The sequence below is a fragment of the Mesorhizobium sp. BR1-1-13 genome (genome assembly GCF_020165515.1).
GTDB lineage: Bacteria > Pseudomonadota > Alphaproteobacteria > Rhizobiales > Rhizobiaceae > Mesorhizobium.
Window position 1 is genome coordinate 1 of sequence record NZ_JAIUIH010000023.1, and the last position, 21,394, is coordinate 21,394.

Below are 21,394 nucleotides of genomic sequence, written 5' to 3' on the forward strand. Positions count from 1 at the left end.
CGACACCGTGGTGGCGGCCTGGTAGTCGGCGTTGCCGGCCTGGTCGGCGTCGATGGTGCAGGTGCCGGCCGAGAGCAGCGTGACCGAATTGCCGCTGACGGTGCACACCGCCGTCGTCATCGAGGTGAAGGCCACCGTCAGGCCGGAGGAAGCAGTGGCGCTCAGGGTTACCGGTCCGCTGGTCAGCGCCGCATTCGCCGGCTGCGTGAAGCTGATCGCCTGCGTGCCCTGGGTGACGGAGAAGCTGCGCGACACCGTGGTGGCGGCCTGGTAGTCGGCGTTGCCGGCCTGGTCGGCGTCGATGGTGCAGGTGCCGGCCGAGAGCAACGTCACCGAATTGCCGCTGACGGTGCACACCGCCGTCGTCGTCGAGGTGAAGGCGACCGTCAGGCCGGAGGAAGCGGTGGCGCTCAGTGCCACCGGTCCGCTGGTTAGCGCCGCATTCGCTGGCTGCGTGAAGCTGATCGCCTGCGTGCCCTGGGTGACGGAGAAGCTGCGCGACACCGTGGTGGCGGCCTGGTAGTCGGCGTTGCCGGCCTGGTCGGCGTCGATGGTGCAGGTGCCGGCCGAGAGCAACGTCACCGAATTGCCGCTGACGGTGCACACCGCCGTCGTCGTCGAGGTGAAGGCGACCGTCAGGCCGGACGAAGCGGTGGCGCTCAGTGCCACCGGTCCGCTGGTCAGTGCCGCATTCGCCGGCTGCGTGAAGCTGATCGCCTGCGTGCCCTGGGTGACGGAGAAACTGCGCGACACCGTGGCGGCGGCCTGGTAGTTGGCGTTGCCGGCCTGGTCGGCGTCGATGGTGCAGGTGCCGGCCGAGAGCAGTGTCACCGAATTGCCGCTGACGGTGCACACCGCCGTCGTCGTCGAGGTGAAGGCGACCGTGAGGCCGGAGGAAGCGGTGGCGCTCAGCGTCACCGGCCCGCTGGTCAGCGCCGCATTCGCCGGCTGCGTGAAGCTGGTCGTCTGCGTGCCTTTGGCGATCGTCCCGCTTACCGTCTGGCTGGCCGTCAAATGCGCCGGCGTTGTGCTGTCGACCGCCTGGACCGTGTAGTTGAACGAGCCTGCGGCAGTCGGCGTGCCTGACACCGTGCCCGTAGCGGAATTCAGGGAGGTACCCGCAGGCAGGCTGCCAGCCGATATGGAATAGGTGTAGGGTGCCATCCCACCGCTCGCGACATTGGTCTGCGAGTAGGATTGGCCGACCTGCGTCGCGGCCGACGGCGTCGAGGCTAGCGTTACGGTCGATGGCACGTAGGTTATTGTGATGAGACCACTGCTAGTGGCGGTATCGAGCCCATCGACCGTGACCATTGGAATGAATTGGAGATCCGTGATCCGTCCGGCAGGGGTCGTATAGGTGAAAGTGCATGTTACGGCCTGATTCGTTTGGCCGTTCGGGCCCGGGGAACAAGTGCCGACGCTGAATACCGACCCATTCGTATCCGTGAACGTCGCACCAGTCCATGCCCGGTTATCGGTGTTGAAGGCCATGGTGAAGGTGATGAGGGTGCCAGGATCGGTAAAGGTGGTGGGACTGGCACTCACCGAGTTGATTGTCACCGCGTTGGCAGCGGTGCTTGCGAAGACTGAGAGTATAGCAAGAGAAATAAATACGCCTATGTATCGCGCCAACAGTCTTGCAGGCAGCCTGGCTCGCCTGAGCAGCGCAAAAAGATTGAGAGTGGTCTTGTGGACGCCCGAAGCGCCCAGGGACACATACTGGCGCGGCCAGTCCAAAAAGCCCAACATGGATCGCCCCAGCCCTGGCGTCACCGTCTGGCGACGCGCGAACAACTTATAAAAGCAAGGCTTAGGAATTCGATCGCATCCTGATTGATGTCATTCGGTTCTCTTCTAAAAACCGACGAATCCACTCAAGATATTTCAAGATATTGTCGTTGCTAAAGTTTCCCAGCCAAGCCTGACTGTTAGCGGAACGCAATATTGGGCGCAACGGGAAGCGGAGAGCAATGTTTGGGTGTGACCAAATAGCCACATATCAGACGGCATGACATCACGGCATAGCCACATCATGGGAAACGTGGCTACGCCGTGATGGAGTGGAATTCATGCCGTACAGCAATGCCTTGACGGCAACAGGCGGGTCAGGTGCAGACACGGACCTCTTCGACCACCCTGTGGTGGTGGCGCCAATGTTTGACCAGCTCGATGTGGCAGCGGTGATGCCTGTGATAGCGGCGGTATTCGCGGTCGCTGTAACGAACATCGCTGTCGTCGTTATAGCGATTGTCGATATAACGCTGGCGATCGTGATGGCGGCGCACGACGACCTCGCCATTGTCATAGTCGTCGTCAGGCGAATACTGGGGCTCGTCGCCGGACTGGATGGTGACGCTCGCTGCCTGCGTCGGCGCAATGACGGAAGCCGAAGCGGCCAGCGCCATCATCGCGGCCAGGAAAAAGCTTTTCATGTCTTGTCCTCCTGTTGTTCAAGCCATATCAACTCGCAAGAAGAGCCGCCGTTCCGACGCGGCCCTACACGCTTTCCAACGCGGTCGACATCAAGGCGTTATCGGTGTGCGGCTACAGGCGGACAAAGGCGGTCAGCGGCAGATGGTCGGAGGCGACCCGCGACAGCGGCGTGTCATGCGCTTCGACGGCCGCGATCATTCCGTGCCGGTTGGCCATGATGCGGTCGAGCGCCAGCAGGGGCAGGTTCGAAGGGAAGGTGGGAACAGCCGGCGGCAGCGGTCCAAACGTCAGATGCAGCGTGTTCAGCGCGGAGCGGTTTCCGAGGCGCCATTCGTTGAGGTCGCCGAGCAGCAGCGTCGGCTTCTCATCGGGGCTGTTCATGATATCCAGCACGACCTGTGCCTGCTGCGACCGCGAACGGCGCAGCAGGCCCAAATGCGCCGCAATGACGCGCAGGGACTGGCTTCCGTCGAGGTCGATTTCCGCCACCAGTGCGCCACGGGGTTCCAGCCCGGGAAGCCTGATCTGATGCACGTCGCGCACGACGCCCTTTTTGAAAAGCAAGACGTTGCCGTGCCAGCCATGGCCCTTGCCGGTCGCCGAAATCGGCACCGGCACCAGGCCGGTTTCCAGTTCGAGCCGGGACAGGTCGAGAAGTCCGGTCCGGTCGCCGAAACGATTGTCCGCTTCCTGCAGGGCGATGACATCCGGGTCGATCTCGCGGATGACCCGGCTGGTGCGGTCGGGATCGAACTTGCGGTCGACGCCGATGCATTTGTGGACATTGTAGGAGGCGACCAGCGTTCCGGTGGCGTCCGCCTTGTTCGTCGACGTGGCATTTGCCTTCCGCATCCGCTTGTCGCGAATGGACAAAAGCATGCTTGCCGGCAGGCTGCGCCCGTTCACCCGCATCGTTTGCCCGCCATTCCTGCTGCTTGCACCATGCACCTCAAAAGATAGAACCTTTCGGCATCTGTTCCACCGTTCACGTCAAGCTATCTGGCAAACACGTCCTTTTGTTAAAGATAGGGCGAGCCCAGCCACAGGATGCGATCGAACAGGCGGATGACGAATGGCCGCGCCCGCAATGCTTCCAGCGTGACAGGGACGGCCGTCTCGATCGCGGCCACGATCCGCTTTTCGATCTCGCTGGCGAAGCCGGCGTCGAGTATCTCCAGGTCGATCTCGAAATTCAGCCGCAGCGACCTCGCGTCCAGGTTGGAAGACCCGACATAGGCCCATGCGCCATCGATCGAAAGCAGCTTCGAATGGTCGAAAGGTCCTTCCGTGCGCCAGACGCGGCAATAGTGCTTCAGAACCTGGTCGAACTGCGCCGTCATCGCACGATCGACGAGGAAAAGATTGTTCACCGCCGGCACCACGATGTCGATTTCGACACCGCGTCTTGCCGCAGTCGTCAGGGCGCTGATCAGTTCGCGGTCCGGCAGGAAATAGGGCGACATGAGGCGGATCGATTTGCGCGCGACGGAGAAGGCGCCGATCAGCAGCTTGTGATTGGTCTCGACGCTGGCGTCCGGGCCGGACGCGACCGCCCGCACCAGCATGGGCGTGGCGGGCGCCGGCGACAGCGGGGCAATTCGCCAGGCATCGCCCTTCAGCGCCTCGTTGCTGGCGAAACGCCAATCTTCGGCGGCAACCGAAAAGAGGTCGGCTACCACTGGACCGGTCACGCGAAAATGCGTGTCCCTGGAACTGTTGGAGCCGGCAAACTCGGCGGAAAAGCCCTTGCGAATGTTCATGCCGCCGGTAAAGGCAACCATGCCGTCGACCACCAGGATCTTCCGATGGGTCCTCAGATTGGCATAGGGCAGGTGCAGGCCCATGACGATGTTGCCGTTGAAGAGCCCGGCGGTGATGTCGGCGCCGCGCAGATGGCCCAATATGCTGGGCACGGAATAGCGGGCGCCCACGGCGTCGATCAACACGCGCACGCTGACGCCGCGCCGGACGGCCCGAGCAAGGGATTCCACGAAGAGCAGGCCGACTGGGTCATTGTCGAAAATATAGGTTTCGAGGAGGACGCTGCGTTCGGCGCCGTCGATGGCCGCGCACATCGCGGTATAGGCTTCATCGCCTGTTTCCAGGACAGTGATCGCATTTCCTGGATGGAGCGCGCGTCGCGCCACCCTGTCGCCCAGCGTCCTGAGGCCGATGAAGCGCAGCCCGTACCGTTCGACGATCAGGGCCTCCTCGGCGGCAATGTCGCGGTCGTGCCTGGCGGACGCCAGATCGCCGGCAAGCGAGCGCTGCGCGCTGATCGAGGCGCGACGGATGCGGTTGATACCGGCCACGGTATAGATCAGCACGCCGAGGATCGGCGACAGCACCATCACGCCCACCCAGCCAGTAGCGGCGCGGACGTCCTCCTTGGTCATGACGGCATGGGCAATGCCAACGCTCGCGATCACCACCGAGATGATCGCCAGGATTTGAGGCCAGTGAGTCGCCAGGCTCTGCAGCATGGCCGGAACTATCCAGCGAGCGGATACAGAAGGCAATGCGGACGATCATTCGCCGCGTTCCCACGCCACGCGCTGCGGCCATTCATGATCGCGTCAGACCGCGCGGCCCTCGCCGTCGAAGAAATGCAGGTGCGCGGGGGCTGCGTTCAGGCCGATCTCGACGCCGATCTCGGGCGCCGTTCCTTGATTGTGGATGACAAGGCAAGTCTGGCCTGCGTCCAATTCCACGTGGATGAGCGTGACGGCGCCGGTGTATTCGGCAAGCTTTACCTTGCCGCGCAGCGTGGCGGACGAAGGCTGGGCCAGCGACAGGTGCTCGGGCCGAATGCCGACCGAGACGGCCGTCGGGGGCAGCAACGCGCCATGGGTGATCGGCCGCCCATCGGCGAGCGGCAGGATATTCATCTTCGGGCTGCCGATGAACTGGGCGACGAAAATGGTTCTGGGGCTCTCGTAGAGTTCGCGCGGCGAGCCGACCTGCTCGATCCTTCCGTCGCGCAACACCACGATCTTGTCGGCAAGGGTCATGGCCTCGATCTGATCGTGGGTCACGTAGATCATCGTCGTCGACAGGCGCTGGTGGAGTGCTGCGATCTCGGAGCGCATGTGCACGCGCAATTCGGCATCGAGGTTCGAAAGCGGCTCGTCGAAGAGGAAGACGTCGGGATTGCCGACGATGGCGCGGCCGATGGCCACGCGCTGGCGCTGTCCGCCCGATAGCTGACGCGGGAAACGGTCGAGCAACGGCTCGAGCTTCAGCGTCGCGGCGGCTTCCGAGACGCGCCGGGCGCGCTCGCCGGCGGGCACTTTGCGGACCTTGAGGCCAAAACCCATATTGTCGCGTACGGTCAGGTGGGGGTAGAGCGCATAGGACTGGAACACCATTGCCACGCCGCGCCTGGCCGCCGGAACCTCATTGACCAGGCGGCCGCCAATGTGGAGTTCGCCCTCGCTGAGGTGCTCGAGGCCGGAGATCAGCCGCAACAGCGTCGACTTCCCGCACCCCGACGGGCCGACGAAGACGACGAACTCGCCATCTTCGATCTCGAGATCGACTCCACGGATGACCTCGACCGTTCCGAACCGCTTGCGGATGTCCTTGAGCAGAAGCTTTGTCATGACTCCCCTTATCCCTTGACGCCGGAGAGGGCGAAGCTCTCGATGATCTGGCGTTGGGCGATCAGATAGATGATGAGGATGGGAACCACGGCCAGGCTGGTCGCCGCCAATTGCAGGTTCCACAAGGGCAGGCCGTAGCTGTCGTTGAAATTGGACAGCGCCAGCGGCAGCGTGAATTTTTCGAGCGAACTGAGGAAGATCAGCGGCTCGAGGAAGAGGTTCCACGAATGCAGGAAGGTGATGATCGCAACCGCGGCAAGGGCCGGCCGCGCCATGGGCAGGGCGATTTTCAACCAGACGCCGAACCGCGACAGGCCGTCCATCTTGCCGGCTTCTTCGAGTTCCCTGGGCAGCGCCAGGAAGAACTGACGCATCAGGAAGGTCGCCACCACGCCCTGCGGGCCGAATACCGGCAAAAGGATCAGCGGCCAGTGCGTGTCGATCAGGCCCATGGCGCGGATCAGGAAGAAGTTAGGGATGATGGTGACCTCTTCCGGCACCATCAGCGCCATCACCAGGAACAGCATCAACAGCCCGGCGCCGGCAAAGCGGATGCGCGCCAGCGCGTAGCCCGCGAGCGAGGCAATGAACAGGGTCAGCACCGTCACCGTCGCGGCGATATAGAGCGAGTTGAAATACTGCCGCGCGAAGGGCTGATAGGTGAACACTTCCGCGAAGTTCTCGAAGCGCCAGACGCGGGGAATGAGGGTCGGCGCGCCGAATATCTCGGTGGTGCTCTTGAACCCGCCGGAAATCATCCACAGGAACGGGAACACGAAGGGCACGGCCAAAAGCAGCAGCGCCATGGTCCAGCAGATGCGATAGAGAATCTCGGTCCGGCGCGGGGTCACTCCATCTCCTTCCGCCGCAACATCACCTGCACGAGGGTGAGCGCCATCACGATGACGAACATGATCAGGGCCAGTGCTGCCGCGTAGCCGACGTTGAAGAATTTGAAGCCTTGCTGATAGATGTAGAAGGCCAGCACCAGGGTACCGTTTTCCGGGCCGCCACCGGTCATCTGGTAGATGTGGTCGAACACCTTGAACGAGCCGATCGTCGTCAGAACCATGATGACCAGCGTCGTCGGCGCGAGCAGCGGCCAGGTGATCATGCGAAAGATCTGCCAGCGCGAGGCACCTTCCAGCGCGGCTGCCTCCTCGTAGTCGCGCGGTATCGACTGGAGCGCGGCGATGTAGAGGATCATGTTGAGGCCGACCATCTTGATGACGCGGGTGACGATGACGGCCGCCATCGCCCAGTTGGGCTCGCGCAACCAGTTCGGGCCATCGATGCCGATCCAGGCGAGCATCTGGTTCACGGCGCCGCCTTCGCCCTGCAGCATGAATTTCCAGACGATGGCCCAGGCAATCGCCGATGTGACCACCGGCGCGAAAAAGACCGTGCGAAAGAAGACGACGCCGAGGAACGGCCGCGCCAGCGCCAGCGCAAGCGAGAGCGCCAGCGCCATGTTCAGGGGAACGAGCCCCAGCGCGAAGATCACGGAATTGCGCACGACATGCCAGAAGTCGGGGTTCTCCAGCAGCGCATTCTGGAAATTGCGAAGCCCGACGAAGGCCGCCTGCTGGCTGAGCAGGTTCCACTCGGTCGTCGAATAATAGAAGATGGCGACCAGCGGCCCAAGGAAGAAGACCAGGAAGCCGATCAAGGTCGGGCTGACGAACAGCCACGCCTCCAGTATCTCCCTGGCCTTCAAGCTCAGCCACGGCGCGCTGGCAGGACGCGCCGCATTGTCCCGGGATGCCATGCCTGCCATGAACCGAAATCCTGTCAGAGCAATGGCTGAATGGCGGCGCAGACGCCCTTCAGCGCCTCCTCGACATTGGCGTCGGCCCGCCACAGCGCGTCGACGCGCGGCGCCATCGCGGCGAATATCTGCGGCACATGCTCATGCGAAGGGTGAACGCGGCCGTTGACGATCGCTGCGGCGACGCTTTTCATCTGCTGCGGCGGGATCAGCTTGTTGGAGTTGACGAAGGCGTCGCTCTCCAGGACGCTCTTGCGGGCCGGCGGAAAGAATTGGGCCATGACAGCCACATTGTCCTTGCTGGTCATGTCGGCCACCAGTTGCGCGGCAAGCTCCTTGTTCTTGCCGGACGCAAAGACGGCCAACGCGGCCTGGCCGATGACCGGAGCCTCGCCGGCGGGTCCCGAAGGCAAGGGGGCGATGCCCCATTTGAAGCCCGCCTCGGGCATCTTCGAGGCTCGCGAGATCTGGTTCACGGTCATCGCCGAATTGCCGGAGAAGTAGTCGCCCTGCTCTCCCGGCGGCACGATCGACTTGTCCTTGAACACCATGTCGTGGAGCTGCTTGATGGCAGCCACCGCTTCAGGCTTGTCGAGGCCGCACTGGCCGTCGGCCCACAGATCGCCGCCGTAAGCGCGCACGGGCGGCAGCAAGGCGTGCGTCATGCGCGATGCGTAGCCCTCGCCATCCTTGAATTCGAAGCCCCATTTGCCGGGATTGGCCTCGGTGATCTTCTTGGCGACCTCCTGGAATTTCTGCATGTTCCACTCGCCCTTCGCGGCGAGCTGGTTGGGATCTTCGACACCTGCTTTGTCGAACATGTCCTTGTTGTAGTAGATCAGGAACGGCGAGGTGGAGAAGGGCACGCCGTAGACCTTGCCGTCCTTTTGCCAGAGCGCCATGGCCGGCTCGGAGAAATCGTCGAAATTATATCCCTGCGTCGCCTTGAGCGTCGGGCCGATGTCCATCAGCAGCCCGGCGTTCTCGAAGGCGGGTGCGGCATCTTCCATCATCCAGGCGATATCGGGGGCGTTGCCGCCGGCGACCTGGAAGGTGAGCTTCTGCGTGTAGTCGGCGACCGGAACGGTCTCGAATTTCACCGTGACACCCGGATGCTTGGCGATGAAGCCCTGGGCGATGCCGTTCAGCATCTTGAGGTGGGCCTCGCTGCCGGTCCACACGGTCACCCGGAGTTCCTGGGCCAGCGACTGCGCCGACAGGGCGCACAGCGCCAAGGTCGATAGTGCAAGCTTGATTGCGGTCTTCATGGTTTCCTCCCGAAACGCCGATGGTCCAATCAACAACTGCGGGCACGCAACGAACGGGCCGGCAGGCGGCGGCGACTTGTCATGCTGTTGTCCCCGGCAGCGCGCCGGGCGCGTCGCCGATCGTCCAGCCGCCGTCGACGGGCAGGTCAGCCCCGGTAATGTAGCGGGCGGCGTCGCTGCACAGAAAAACGAAGGCGCCGACGAGGTCGTCGGCCTGGCCGTGGCGGCCGGCGGGAATCTTCGCCGCGACCGCTTGGCGGAAGGCGGCGTCCCGGTAGCGCTCGGCCGTTGCCTCCGTCTCGATCGCGCCGGGCGATACCACATTCATAGTGACGCCATGCGGCGCAACCTCGCGCGCCATGGCGCGCACCGCCATCAGTTGCGCCGCCTTCAGCGAAGCATAGACGATCGTTTCCGCGCGCGGACGCCTCGCCATCACGCTGCCGGTCGCGACCACGCGTCCCCATCCGCGCTTGGCCATGGCGGGAACAAGCCGCGTGGCCAAGGTCAGCAGGGCCGTGAAGTTTGCCGCCACATGGGCCTGGATATGCGCTTCGTCGATCTCACTCCATGCACGGCGCCGCTCGATCGCGCCGTTCGAGACGAGGATGTCGATGGGCCCGGCGCCGGCGGCTTCATCGGTAAAGGCCGACATTGACTTGCTATCGGTGAAATCGGCTTCGAGAACCGCGGTGCCCGGGCCGATGGCGGCAGCCGTTTCGCGCGCGCCGGCGGCGTCGCCGAAGTGATGCAGCGCGACGCTGGCGCCATGCTGCGCCAGGGCGATCGCAACCGCGCGCCCGATGCCGGAGCTGGCGCCGGTCACCAGCGCCCGCCGTCCGGCAAGGGAAAAACGGTCCTTGCTCACGGCGACGGCTCCCCGAGCTTTTCGGCAACCTCGAACGAGGCGATGTCGGCCGCGTCGAAATGCTCGTGAATACGCCGATCCGCGAGATCGGTGTCGCCCGCCACGATCGCGTCGTAGATCGCCTGGTGCCGTTCGACGGTGGCCCGCCAATCCGCTTCCGTGCGGTTGGAGCGCTGGGAGAACAGTTCAGAAACCTCGCGTTGGACAGACCGCAATCCTTCCATCTGGATGCGGATCATGGAGTTGCCCGTGGCTGTCGCGAGGCCGAGGTGGAACAGAATGTCGGCTTGCGTGAAATCGCCAGGCCTGCCGATGCCTGAGTGCATGTCGAGCACGGCTTGGCGCATCATTTCCAGGCCGCGCGGGTCGCGGCGCTCGGCGGCCAGCCTGGCTATGCCAACCTCGATGACGCGGCGCATCTCGTTGGCTTCCTGAAGCCGCGTCAGGCTCGAACGGACCGCATAGGCGTAGATGCGCTCCATCGGCTCGCCGCTGAGCGCCTTGGCGCGCGCGACTTTTCCTTGCTGCGTCGAAACGAGGCCCGCGCTGGTCAACTGGCGCAGCGCCTCGCGTGCGATGGGCTTGGAGACGCCGAATTCCCTGGCGATCTCGCCTTCCGGCGGCAGCGCTTCACCAGGCGCGATGCGTCCGTCGAACAACGCCGCGGCGATCGCGTCCGAAACGCCGTCCGCGAGGCGGGAAGGGCTCGCGAGTTTCGCGGCGAAAATCGGCTTTCGTGCTGCGTCCAGGGGCATTCGGGATCCTTTCCGCGGATCACTAGCACGGTTTCCTCAAACATAGCAACTAAGTTTTTTGGTTGCTAAGTTTACAGGTGAGAGCTATGAGGGCGGTGCGAGAGGACAAGGGAGAAATCTGGAGCCGATGCACGTGAGCGATCCAATCGCGGCGGGGCCGCTGAAGATTGCCGAGGTGATTGCCCATCCCCTCAGCCAAACATTGCCCCGGCCCACGGTCACGTCCTGGGGCGTCTATGAAAAGGTCTCACTGGTCCTGGTCGAAGTGCGCACGAGCGAGGGCATTGTCGGCGTCGGCGAAACCTTGGCGCGGTTCTCGCCCAAGGCTTATGTCGAGCTGATCGAAAGCTCGCTCAAGCCGCGCCTGCTCGGCCAGGACGCGCGCAACATCGGCGCCCTATGGCAGTCCATGCGCCGCGCGCTTTCGGGCAGGGCGGGCGGCGTGCTGATCGAGGCCATCGCCGGCGTGGACATCGCGCTATGGGATATATTGGGCAAGGCGACCGGACAGCCGATCGCAAAGCTTCTCGGCGGTGTCGGACGCGATCGCATCGACGTCTACGCCGCCGCGGTCAACTGGGTCGACGACGATGTCGCCGACGCTGAACTCGATCGTTATCTCGGCGAGGGCTTTACGCGCATCAAGGGGAAGATGGCGCGGCCCGTGCGCGAAGCCTGCAAACGGATCGAGCGCATCCGCAAGCGCGCTGGCGATGCGATCGGGCTCTGCGTCGATGCGAACTGGGCCTACAATCTGGACGAAGCGGTCGAGGTGGGCCGTGCGCTTTCGGCAAACGGCTATTTCTGGTTCGAGGAGCCGCTGCAACCGGAAAACGAGCAGGGCTATGAGGAACTGCGCCGGCGCTGCGACGTGCCGCTGGCCGCGGGCGAGAGCAATTTCACGTTGGACCAGGCGCAGCGCCTGATCGCCAACCGGACGTTGTCCGTGCTGCAGCCCGACGTGGCGCGCGCGGGCGGCATCTCCGAGACGCGTCGCATGGCCGACTACGCCGCCGCGCATGACGTCCGCTACGCGCCGCATATCGGCATGTCGGGCATTGTCTGCGAGACCGCAAGCGTCCATCTGGCTGCGGCGATGCCGAACTTCGGCGTCATGGAGTGCGAATGCGACGCCAGCCCGTTCAAGACCAGTCTGGCCGATCTCGCGCCCGGTTGCGTCAGGCAGAAGAACGGCACGCTCGAGGTCCCGCAGAAACCGGGGCTGGGTATCGAGATCGACTGGGACGCCGTCAAGAAACTGAAAGCCGGATGAGGCCGAGATGAAGAACCAGGCTCCGAACCAAAGCGGCGACCTGATCGAGGCGATGCGGCTGGCGCTGCTGCGCGCGGACCCCGCGCTCAGCCGCTTCGACCCGCTGCCGCGGATATTGTCGTTCGACGATTTCGCGCGCGGCCATTGCGGCTGGTCGCAGCTTGTCGGCAACTATGAGGACGATCTGGACACGATGCTGCCGGGCTACGCGCAGCATACCAGCGCCATGCTGTCCACGCTCGCGCACTGGGACGCCGGCTCACACGGGGGGATGGATTCATCCTACGCGTTGAAGGTTGCGACACGTCCCGTGCCGGGAGCCCGTAACGTTGCCATCAAACGCCACACATTCAGGAAGCGCGGGCCGATCCGTTTCGAAATGTATTTCACCTTCAAGCCCGAAGCCAATGCGCTGAAGCTGTCCGAAACCGATGTGCGCTCCGTCGGCTTCCTGTTCGACCTGCAGGGCGGAGACCAGAATGGAAACAGTGATCGGGTCATGCCGCATCTGCGCTTTTTGAACGCGCTCGACGGCCAGCACTTGCAAAAATGGCAATACAAGCGCGAGACAGAGAAGATCATCCCGATCGGCAGCGACGACAAGACGATCAGCCACTATCACCTGTCGCCGGAGGGCTGGCTCGACCTTCCCGGCGGATCGCAGCGCCTGTGCTACAACGAGATCCCCACCAAGGTGAACTGGACTTATCTGTGCTTCGATTTCGATCTGGAATCGATGACGGCGCTCGGGCTGCGCTGCAACGATCGCAGCTTCGATCTCTCGGGATTCGATTCGATCCGCATTCCGGCGATGAAGAACCTGTGGTGTATGCTCAATTTCGGCCTCTTCGCTGAAACCGACGTTGCCAAACGGGCCTTCCTCTATGTCGATTCCATCTGCATTTCCGGAGACTTCTGATGCTGCCCGAGAACATCACCGCGGTCGTCTCGCGCAACGAGCGCTGGCGCGGCGAGGCCGCCAGCGAGCCTTACGAGGCAGGATGGGCGCGCGAGGCGATCTTCTTCGTGCGCGCGTTGAAACAACCTGTCGGCCCTGCGGCAACGGCGTGGGTCGAGATATCGCCGGATGGAATGCACTGGCTGCGCGAAGGCACCGAGTTTGTCATGCCGGCCGAGCGCGACGGCATGGCAATGGCGCGGCTTAGCCATTTTGGCAACTGGCTGCGCGTCGCGGCGCGTTTCGACAGCGGCGCGGAGTGCAGCGTACTCGTGACGCTGCACCTGAAAGCCTGAACACGCCTCGCCAACCTTGCCGCCGGCCACCTCTTATCGGTTCACGGAGACATCATGATCGACCCCTATGCGACGTTTGCCCAGGACAGTTTTGCCGGCAAGACCGTGCTGGTGACCGGTGCCGCGAGCGGCATGGGTTTCGAGACCGCCCGTGCCTTTCTCTCCAAGGGCGCCGAGGTGGTGATGTGTGACCGCGATACTGAGGGGTTGGCGAAGCGCCATGACGAACTGAGCGGAATGGCCGGGACACCGCACAAGGTGGTGGCCGACATGGGTGACCCCGACAGCATCGGGCGCATGTTCGACTATTGCGACGCCAGGCTGGCGCGGCTCGACAATGTCGTCACCTGCGCGGCGATCATCACCGCCAAGAAAATCGCGGAGCAGGATTGGGCGCACTGGCAGCGCGTCCTCGGCGTCAATCTGCTGGGCACCTTCTTCACCGTCCAGGGGGCGGTGCAGCGCATGCAAGGCAATGCCGGCGGGGGGAATATCGTCTGCGTGGCCTCCGACGCCGGTGTGCATGGCGGCGGCGGGCTCATCGCCGACACAGCCTATGCGGCGTCCAAGGCCGGCACGCTGTCGCTGGTGAAGTCGGTTGCGCGCGAATTGGCGGGAAAGAAGGTGCGCATCAACGCGCTCAATCCGGGGCCGACCGATTCGCCGATGCATTCCCATATCGACCAGGCTCTCAAGGACCGCATCGCGGCCAATTTGCCGATGCGCCGCATGGGCCGGCCCGACGACATGGCCGCCGCGATCCTGTTCCTTTGCTCGGACGCCGCGAGCTTCGTCTATGGCGCGGCGCTCGACGTTGATGGCGGCTCGATGTTCCGCTGACCGGCACGAGCGAGGCATGGTGACCGGCGTTAGGCACCGGTCACTGCGCCCTGCCGGCGGCACGACCTACGGAGCTAGGTGCTCTCCATGACGTTGCCCGGAACCTGACATACTTGAAAACCGAAGGTTCGGCGAACGTTCTCCTCAGGCGGAAACGCCGCCTCTGCCCGTCTTGACCCCCGCCATCCAGGGTATGGAGGTCGAGACGTCTTCAAGGATCCTGGCCGAGCGGGCAAAGCCGGCAAAAGCATCGCGTGCCAGCGAGGCTGGGACATGGCCGTCATAGGCGCGCTGACACGCGCGCAGGGCCGTTTCGAAAATCGGGCCTCTGCGGTTCCGGGGCCAATTCTGCAGAAACTCGAATGCATCTTCGAGGCACGCTACTTCCTCGATCATGAAATCCCCGTTCTTCACCAGAACGGGCTGCTCGAACATTTTGTCGTTCATGAACTTCCTCCGTTGGCTGGATGCTTTTGAGGAGTTGGCGCCAACCCCTTCATTAGAGCAGTTCATCGTTTCACAAGACGCCGAACTGCTCTAACTGTTTGTTTCCACGTATTTTCCAGGGAAAAGCGTATACGCTTTTCCCTGGACTGCTCTAGGCTGCTTCAGGTTCCGGCAGGGAAAACGCCCCGCCACCGCCTGCCCTCGGCGGGATCGCCGCGCAGACCGGGCTCGGAGGTGGATCGTCATCATCGTCTTCACCTCGGATGCCCGCGATCCAGCGGGACCAACTCCCTCGACGGAAGCGGCCGAAGGAACGCCGCTGGGACCGAGACGCCGCCCTGTGCGGCGGATTCCCTTGCTCGCCCTCATCCAGTGCCTTCAGCGCGCGAAGGATCTCATCCACATTCATGACCGAGCCATCATCCAGCCTGCGCAGCGACGGAGCGTCGTCAACCGCATGCCTGTCCGAGGCCCATGAGGCAAGCAAGGCACGCTTCGCCGCAAGGCTCATGGTTGAGCAGTTGAGGACGTCGCCGGGGCTTTTCGGCAACGACGAGACGTCGATGCGGGTCGGTCTTCTTGCGCCGGTTTGAAGAAAGATATCAGCTTCGCTTGTCATCTCCGTTCTCCGCAATCTTGGCTTCCGGGCGTTGCCGGGAGGCGGACCGCAGGTTGTTGACCATGTCTTAGGCCGCCTTGCGCGGCATATCCTGGCTTATTGACTTCGTTGTATTTTGAGGGTCGCGGACGCCAATCTCGATGCGGCGCGGCTTGAGTTCGTCGGGAACCTCACGCACGAGGTCGATGGCGAGCAAACCGCAGTTCAGCGTCGCAGCCTCCACTCTCACGTGGTCGGCCAGCCTGAAGGCCTGTCTGAAATTGCCTATCGCAAGGCCTTGGTGGAGAACTTGCCGCTGCTCTGGATCGGGCTTCTTGCGTCCGGTGACACACAGTTCGGCGCCGTTCTGCACGAGTTCGATCTCGTCCAGGTCGTAGCCTGCTACCGCCATGGTGATGCGGTAGTCGTTCTCACTCTTCTTTTCGATATTGTAGGGGGGCCAGTCCGAGCGAACGCTGCTGTCGAGCATCTCGAAGAGACGGTCGAAGCCGACCGTCGTGCGGTAAAGGGGTGCAAAATCCACACTTCTCATAGCCATATCCTCCGAAAAGCAACATGGGACGCCGCGGATGTCGCGACGCCTTTTTCATCGAGCCGAAGCCTCGACGCGAAACGATCTGGGGACGGCCAAAAATCTCTTCAAGAGGGGTCCCAAAAAAAATTTTGTTGCTACGTTTCCGTGCAAGAACAGTGGCTTACGGCAGCCTGTGCAGCACCATCCTTTCATTCTCGCAACAGTAGGATCTGCCCGAAGCGGCTGTCCGAAGACCTCCGGCCATGGTCGGGCGTCGATAGCGAGGGCTCGCTAGAACTGCCTATGCACTCTGGCCGCGCGCGTCCGGTCGAGATGTTGGGGCGAGACCGGCTGCGCCTACGCTTCCTCGGAAACTTCGCTCATCATGGACTTCAGCGGTTCCTCGCCGACATTGTCCTCGATCTGGTGGTGTCCAGGCGTGTCCGGCAGCGCCTTGCGGAAATTCCTCGCATAATCCGGTGGCATCCTCGGCGGCATCATCGGCTCATAGGCGTCCACGACGGCCTCGATGATCACCGGTCCCTGCGTGGCGAAGGCCGCCTCAAGCACGCCCTCGACCTCTTCCGGCCGCGAGACGCTGTAGCCGATGCCGCCCATGGCCTCGGCAGCCATGGCGAAATCGATCGGTTGCAGCTCGCAGCCGAATTGCGGATTGCCAAGGAACATCATCTGCTCCCAGGCGATCTGGTTCAGCATGCCGTTCTTGAGCACGAGGACCTTGAGGGGAATGCCGTGCCGTACCGCGGTCGAGAATTCGCCGAGTTGCATGGCAAGTCCACCATCGCCAACCACCGCGAAGATAGGGCGCCCCGGAAAGGCAATGCCGGCGGCGATCGCATAGGGAAGGCCGCAGGCCATCGAGGCGAGCGCGCCAGAAACCCCGAACGCCTGTCCCGCCTTCATGTCGATGTGCCGAGCGGCCATTTCGGTATTCTGTCCTGAATCGGTTGCCAGGATCGCGTTCTCGGGCATACGCCTGCCGAATGCCTTGACCACGAGCTGCGGCTTCAGCGGCACATCCGGCTTGGCTTCGGAAATCGCCATCGCGTCGCGCCAGCGGGTCATTTCCTGCCGCGCCTTCTCCAGGAAGGAGCGGTCGCTCTTGCGCTCGAGGCGTTCGTTGAGAAGACGCAAGGTTTCGGCGGCATCGCCTACGAGCCCTGCCTCGACGGGATAGCGCAGGCCGATCCTCTGGGCGTCACGGTCGATCTGGACGCCGCGCGCCTTGCCGGGTTCGGGATAGTATTCGATGTAGGGGAAGGTCGATCCGACAATCAGCAGGGCGTCGCATTCGCTCAGCGCATCCTGCGAGGCGCGGGTGCCGAGAATGCCGATGCCGCCGGTCGTATTCGGATGGTCGTCGGGCAGTACGGCTTTGCCGAGCAGCGCCTTCGCGACGGGTGCCGCCAGCAGGTCCGACGCGCGTTCGAGTTCTTCGCGTGCGCCGAGTGCGCCGCGTCCGGCCAGGATGGCGACCTTTTTTGCCGCGTTGAGTATCTCAACCGCCTGGTCGAGCTGGTCGGCGGCCGGAAGCCGGCTGCCTTCGAACCATCGATCGGGGGTGTGCGAGGGCCGGTTTCGCTTCGAGCGGTCCGCCTCGGGCAACTCGTTTTCCTGTACATCGCTGGCAATCGACAGATGGGCGACGCCGCGCCTGGCAAGGGCCGAGCGGCAGGCGAGACCGGCCAAGTTTTCCATATGGGCGGCATCGGAGACCTGTGCGTTGAAGATCGCGACATCGTTGAAGGCGCGGGTCAGATCGACATCCTGCTGCGTGAAGGTCTCGATGAGGTCGTGAAACTGCATGCCGGTGATGGCGAGCACCGGAGCCTGGTCGAGCTTGGCGTCGTAAAGCCCGGTGAGGAGGTGCGTGCCCCCCGGTCCCGAGGTGGCAAGGCAGACGCCCAGCCTGCCGGTCCATTTGGCATAGGCGCAAGCCATGAAGGCGGCCGATTCCTCGTGCCTGACCTGGATGAACCGGATGCGGTCCTGGCGGGTGCGCAACGCCTCCATGATGCTGTTTATGCCGTCGCCCGGCAGGCCGAAGACGACCTCCACTTTCCAGTTGATCAGGGTGTCGACGAGGATTTCGGCAGCGTTGGGCATGATTGATTTCCTTCATTGAGCAGGCCGGCTTCTCAAAGCCATGTGCTCGAGGGGCGCTTCAGGATTTCGTATCGGGATCGGGGCAGAGCTGCCGTCCGTCCTCGGGCAGCGCCCGCAAAACCTGTCGGCAAAACCATCGGTGGCAGGGAAAGTTTCATGCCCGAGTGAAATTTCTTGGCTCCGGCAGCTCTCTGCCTCCGCGCGGGGCGGTGCACCGTCGTCGTTGTCCATGGATCACGACGGCCGGAGCGTCCGCAACGTGATCGAATAGCGATGCTCTTTCACCGGCGGTATGCTGTGCTCCCACTCGGTCCGGGCGGCCCCAGCCATCAGATATGCGGACCTCGGCTCGACCGTAACGGTTTCGCGGTCCCATTTCGCACCGTTCCTGCGGCGCAGGCGGAAACTGCAAGCAGCCAACAGCGACACTCCGGCGACAATGCCGAAGTGCGGCTTGTCGCGATGCCATCCGATGCCGGCGCCCGGCCGATATTCGTTGATGAGGACCTGCACGAAATCGGTGGCAGGCAGGCCGGCAAAGCCGGCTACCTTGTCCCTCAAGGGCAGCAAGAAACCTGGTATGGGCGGCGCCTCCATCACTTGGCGCCGCTCATAGTCGTAGCGCAGGCCGAAGCCTGCCACGCGCCTGTTGGCGAGATAGCCGTGGAAATCGAATGGCTGGAAGGACAGGCTCTCGAGCTCCCGCACCAGTTCAGCTTCCTGCGCCGGCGTGATCAGTTCGGGCAGGTAACGAAATCCTTCCGGCAAGCTGTCGGGCGCACCAAAGAGGTCGTCCTGGCGCGGGTCCGTGGGATTGCTGGATCCGGGCGATGGCATCGCCTTTAGATGGTGAAATCCGCGGCTGAAGCAAGATTTCACCGGCCAGCCGCGTGGGGCGGCTCGCATTTCATGGGAACCTCGACTTCGCTGTCGGATTATTCAAGGCGGGCGGCACGCATCGTATTTCAACCAGCTTTGCCAAGGAGAAACTCGTGCGGGCAATGCGTAGCCAGCCTGAACAAGGAGAGCTCGATCTTATCGACCGTTATTGGCGGGCGGCGAATTTTCTGTCGGTCGGGCAGATCTATCTCATCGACAATCCGCTGCTGAAAGAGCCGTTGCGGCCGAAGCACATCAAACCTCGCCTGCTTGGCCACTGGGGGACCACGCCTGGCCTGAATTTCATCTACGCCCATCTCAACCGCGTCATCCGACGGCGGGATGCCGACGTTATCTACATCTGTGGCCCAGGCCATGGCGGACCGGGAATGGTCGCCAACACCTATCTCGAAGGGACCTACAGCGAAATCTATCCCGAGGTCAGCCACGACGAAGATGGGCTGCGCAAGCTCTTTCGTCAATTCTCCTTTCCGGGCGGCATCCCGAGCCATGCGGCCGCGGAAACGCCAGGGTCGATCCACGAGGGCGGCGAACTCGGCTATGCGCTGGCTCACGCCTATGGCGCCGCGTTCGACAACCCGGACCTCGTCGTGGCCTGCGTGATCGGCGACGGCGAGGCGGAAACGGGGGCGCTGGCAGCCTCCTGGCATTCGAACAAATTCCTCAATCCGGTCCATGACGGCGCTGTCCTGCCGATCCTTCATCTCAACGGCTACAAGATCGCGAATCCGACGGTGCTCGCCCGGATCGAGGTGCAAGAGTTGCGGAGCCTGCTGGCTGGATATGGCTATGAACCTTTTTTCGTCGAAGGCGACGAACCCCGGGCGATGCACCGGCTGATGGCCGAAACGCTCGATACGGTCTTCGATCGGATCGATGAAATCCAGAAGGAAGCGCGCGAGACCGGCAGAGTGGACCATCGTCCCCGCTGGCCGATGATCGTGCTGAGAAGCCCGAAGGGCTGGACCGGCCCGAAGGAGGTGGACGGCAAGAAGGTCGAGGGTTTCTGGCGCGCGCACCAGGTGCCGATCACCGACCCGCGAAAGGATGCGGGCCATCTCGCAGCTCTGGAAAATTGGATGCGCGGCTATCGGCCCGAGACGCTTTTCGATGAAGCGGGCAGGTTTCGAAACGAGCTACAGGCCCTGGCGCCGGACGGCGAGTGGCGCATGGGCAGCAATCCGCATGCCAATGGAGGGATGCTCAAGCAGGAGTTGCGATTGCCGGATTTCCGCCACTTCGGAGTCGCGGTCCCGAAACCCGGCGGCGCAAGGGGCGAGGCGACGAAGCTCATGGGAGCGTTCATCGAGGAGGTCATACGGCTGAATGCCGATGCTCGCAATTTCAGGCTCATGGGGCCGGACGAGACATCGTCCAACAGGCTGGATGCGGTGTTCGACGCGACCGAGCGCGTCTGGATGGAAAAGATCGAGCCTTATGACGTGCATCTGGCGCGCGACGGCCGCGTCATGGAGGTGCTGAGCGAACATCTTTGCCAAGGCTGGCTGGAAGGATACCTGCTGACCGGCCGGCACGGCCTCTTCTCATGCTACGAGGCGTTCATCCACATAGTCGATTCCATGTTCAACCAGCATGCCAAATGGCTGAAGGTCTCGCGTGAACTTGTCTGGCGGCGGCCGATCGCGTCGCTCAACTATCTGTTGACCTCCCATGTGTGGAGGCAGGATCACAATGGTTTCAGCCACCAGGATCCCGGCTTCGTCGATCTCGTCGCCAACAAGAAGGCGGATATCGTGCGCATCTACTTCCCGCCGGATGCCAATACGCTGCTCTGGGTCACGGATCACTGCCTGCGAACCTACAATCGGGTCAACGTAATCGTTGCCGGCAAGCAGCCGGCTCCCCAGTGGCTGCCGATGGACGACGCCATACGTCATTGCGAGGCCGGCATCGGGATCTGGGATTGGGCGGGAACCGAGCGTGGAGGAGAGGATCCCGACGTGGTGATGGCCTGCGCGGGAGACGTGCCGACGCTGGAGACACTCGCCGCTGTCGACCTTCTTCGCCGGGCGATACCGGATCTCGCGATACGCGTCGTCAATGTGATGGATCTGATGGCGCTGCAGCCCAAGGAACAGCATCCCCACGGCCTGGCGGACGCGGAATTCGACAGGCTGTTCACGACCGGCAGACCGGTGGTCTTCGCCTATCACGGCTATCCCTATCTCATTCACCGGTTGACCTACAAACGGACCAATCACGACAACTTCCACGTTCGCGGCTACAAAGAAGAGGGCACGACGACCACGCCCTTCGACATGGCGGTGCTCAACGAACTGGACCGCTTCCACCTAGCCATCGAGGCGATCGATCGGGTGCCGGGGCTGAGCGCCAGGGCAGCCGATGCGAGGGCCCGATTTGCCGACGGCCTGAACGAGCACACGCGTTATGTTCGCCAACATGGTGAGGACATGCCCGAGATCCGGAACTGGGCCTGGCGCGACAGGGCGGGCGCGGCGGATGATTGAGGCCGCGCCCGCCGGGGAGCGCCGCTCGTGACCGGCGCAATACTCGCCCTCAATGCGGGTTCGTCCAGCCTGAAGTTCGGCCTGTTCGAAGCCGGATCACAGGAGGGACCGGTGCTCACGGTGAGCGGTGCGTTCGAAGACCTGGATGACGAGCCAAGCCTCGTCGCCAAGGATGCGTCGGGCAAATCCATCGTCAAACGCTCCGTCAAGCCCGTCCGCCCGCCCGTAGAGGTT

At 63.2% G+C, this 21,394-nt stretch carries 20 protein-coding genes and 1 pseudogene; 7 read left to right on the forward strand and 14 right to left on the reverse strand.

Going from position 1 to position 21,394, the window contains the following annotated elements; genetic code table 11:
• A partial coding sequence (locus LB533_RS29465; protein ID WP_224678847.1) for a putative Ig domain-containing protein occupies window positions 1-1,314 on the reverse strand: 1,314 nt, incomplete at its 3' end.
• Window positions 1,315-1,414: 100 nt separating this feature from the next.
• On the opposite strand from LB533_RS29465, the gene LB533_RS29470 reads away from it, so the two are divergent.
• Entirely contained in the window at window positions 1,415-1,804 is a 390-nt protein-coding gene (locus LB533_RS29470; RefSeq protein ID WP_224678849.1) for a hypothetical protein, read from the forward strand.
• Window positions 1,805-2,108: 304 nt separating this feature from the next.
• Here the strand turns inward: LB533_RS29470 and LB533_RS29475 are convergent, their stop codons facing one another.
• The 9 genes from LB533_RS29475 to LB533_RS29515 all read right to left on the reverse strand — a co-directional run bounded on the left by LB533_RS29475 (window position 2,109) and on the right by LB533_RS29515 (window position 10,697).
• Window positions 2,109-2,435 (reverse strand): hypothetical protein, encoded by a 327-nt coding sequence (locus LB533_RS29475; protein ID WP_140641494.1) that lies wholly within the window; start codon window positions 2,433-2,435, stop codon window positions 2,109-2,111.
• Window positions 2,436-2,547: 112 nt separating this feature from the next.
• On the reverse strand, window positions 2,548-3,348 hold the full coding sequence (locus LB533_RS29480) for an endonuclease/exonuclease/phosphatase family protein (protein WP_140513604.1): 801 nt from the start codon (window positions 3,346-3,348) through the stop codon (window positions 2,548-2,550).
• A gap of 107 nt (window positions 3,349-3,455) precedes the next feature.
• Complete coding sequence (locus LB533_RS29485; protein ID WP_224557058.1) at window positions 3,456-4,919, reverse strand: phospholipase D-like domain-containing protein; 1,464 nt, start codon at window positions 4,917-4,919, stop codon at window positions 3,456-3,458.
• A gap of 93 nt (window positions 4,920-5,012) precedes the next feature.
• Window positions 5,013-6,038, reverse strand: coding sequence for an ABC transporter ATP-binding protein (locus LB533_RS29490; protein WP_140641490.1), 1,026 nt, complete (start codon window positions 6,036-6,038; stop codon window positions 5,013-5,015).
• An 8-nt stretch (window positions 6,039-6,046) separates the two neighbouring features.
• Window positions 6,047-6,844: a carbohydrate ABC transporter permease gene (locus LB533_RS29495; RefSeq protein ID WP_140513925.1), complete on the reverse strand. Its 798-nt coding sequence runs from the start codon at window positions 6,842-6,844 to the stop codon at window positions 6,047-6,049.
• Window positions 6,845-6,885: 41 nt separating this feature from the next.
• Window positions 6,886-7,806, reverse strand: coding sequence for a carbohydrate ABC transporter permease (locus LB533_RS29500; protein WP_140641753.1), 921 nt, complete (start codon window positions 7,804-7,806; stop codon window positions 6,886-6,888).
• Window positions 7,807-7,829: 23 nt separating this feature from the next.
• Window positions 7,830-9,074 carry an ABC transporter substrate-binding protein gene (locus LB533_RS29505; RefSeq protein ID WP_224678850.1) on the reverse strand — a complete coding sequence of 415 codons (1,245 nt, stop codon included), beginning with the start codon at window positions 9,072-9,074 and terminating at the stop codon, window positions 7,830-7,832.
• A 79-nt stretch (window positions 9,075-9,153) separates the two neighbouring features.
• Complete coding sequence (locus LB533_RS29510; RefSeq protein WP_140641484.1) at window positions 9,154-9,942, reverse strand: SDR family NAD(P)-dependent oxidoreductase; 789 nt, start codon at window positions 9,940-9,942, stop codon at window positions 9,154-9,156.
• Window positions 9,939-10,697, reverse strand: coding sequence for a FadR/GntR family transcriptional regulator (locus LB533_RS29515; protein ID WP_140641482.1), 759 nt, complete (start codon window positions 10,695-10,697; stop codon window positions 9,939-9,941). The genes LB533_RS29510 and LB533_RS29515 overlap by 4 nt, the downstream gene beginning before the upstream one ends.
• A 133-nt stretch (window positions 10,698-10,830) precedes the next feature.
• Here LB533_RS29515 and LB533_RS29520 point away from each other — a divergent pair, with 133 nt between their 5' ends.
• The 4 genes from LB533_RS29520 (at window position 10,831) to LB533_RS29535 (ending at window position 14,064) form a co-directional block, all read left to right on the forward strand.
• Complete coding sequence (locus tag LB533_RS29520; RefSeq protein WP_224557062.1) at window positions 10,831-11,970, forward strand: mandelate racemase/muconate lactonizing enzyme family protein; 1,140 nt, start codon at window positions 10,831-10,833, stop codon at window positions 11,968-11,970.
• 52 nt (window positions 11,971-12,022) lie between these two features.
• Complete coding sequence (locus LB533_RS29525) at window positions 12,023-12,889, forward strand: DUF6772 family protein (RefSeq protein ID WP_140641752.1); 867 nt, start codon at window positions 12,023-12,025, stop codon at window positions 12,887-12,889.
• Window positions 12,889-13,224, forward strand: coding sequence for a hypothetical protein (locus tag LB533_RS29530; protein WP_140641478.1), 336 nt, complete (start codon window positions 12,889-12,891; stop codon window positions 13,222-13,224). Before LB533_RS29525 ends, LB533_RS29530 begins: the two co-directional genes overlap by 1 nt.
• A 132-nt stretch (window positions 13,225-13,356) precedes the next feature.
• Entirely contained in the window at window positions 13,357-14,064 is a 708-nt protein-coding gene (locus LB533_RS29535; RefSeq protein ID WP_246674457.1) for an SDR family NAD(P)-dependent oxidoreductase, read from the forward strand.
• Window positions 14,065-14,208: 144 nt separating this feature from the next.
• Here LB533_RS29535 and LB533_RS29540 read toward each other — a convergent pair whose 3' ends face one another.
• From LB533_RS29540 to LB533_RS29555, 4 genes are all read right to left on the reverse strand, one after another.
• Window positions 14,209-14,511 (reverse strand): DUF982 domain-containing protein, encoded by a 303-nt coding sequence (locus LB533_RS29540; RefSeq protein ID WP_140641474.1) that lies wholly within the window; start codon window positions 14,509-14,511, stop codon window positions 14,209-14,211.
• A 686-nt stretch (window positions 14,512-15,197) separates the two neighbouring features.
• A complete protein-coding gene (locus LB533_RS29545; RefSeq protein WP_224678851.1) occupies window positions 15,198-15,662 on the reverse strand; it encodes an Hsp20 family protein in 465 nt (154 codons plus the stop codon).
• A gap of 339 nt (window positions 15,663-16,001) precedes the next feature.
• Entirely contained in the window at window positions 16,002-17,771 is a 1,770-nt protein-coding gene (locus tag LB533_RS29550; RefSeq protein ID WP_224678853.1) for a thiamine pyrophosphate-dependent enzyme, read from the reverse strand.
• Window positions 17,772-18,005: 234 nt separating this feature from the next.
• Complete coding sequence (locus tag LB533_RS29555) at window positions 18,006-18,608, reverse strand: alpha-ketoglutarate-dependent dioxygenase AlkB (protein WP_224678855.1); 603 nt, start codon at window positions 18,606-18,608, stop codon at window positions 18,006-18,008.
• Between the two features lie 164 nt (window positions 18,609-18,772).
• On the opposite strand from LB533_RS29555, the gene LB533_RS29560 reads away from it, so the two are divergent.
• Window positions 18,773-21,160, forward strand: coding sequence for a phosphoketolase (locus LB533_RS29560; RefSeq protein WP_224678857.1), 2,388 nt, complete (start codon window positions 18,773-18,775; stop codon window positions 21,158-21,160).
• Between the two features lie 27 nt (window positions 21,161-21,187).
• Window positions 21,188-21,394, forward strand: a pseudogene (locus LB533_RS29565) (hypothetical protein); the annotation flags it as partial.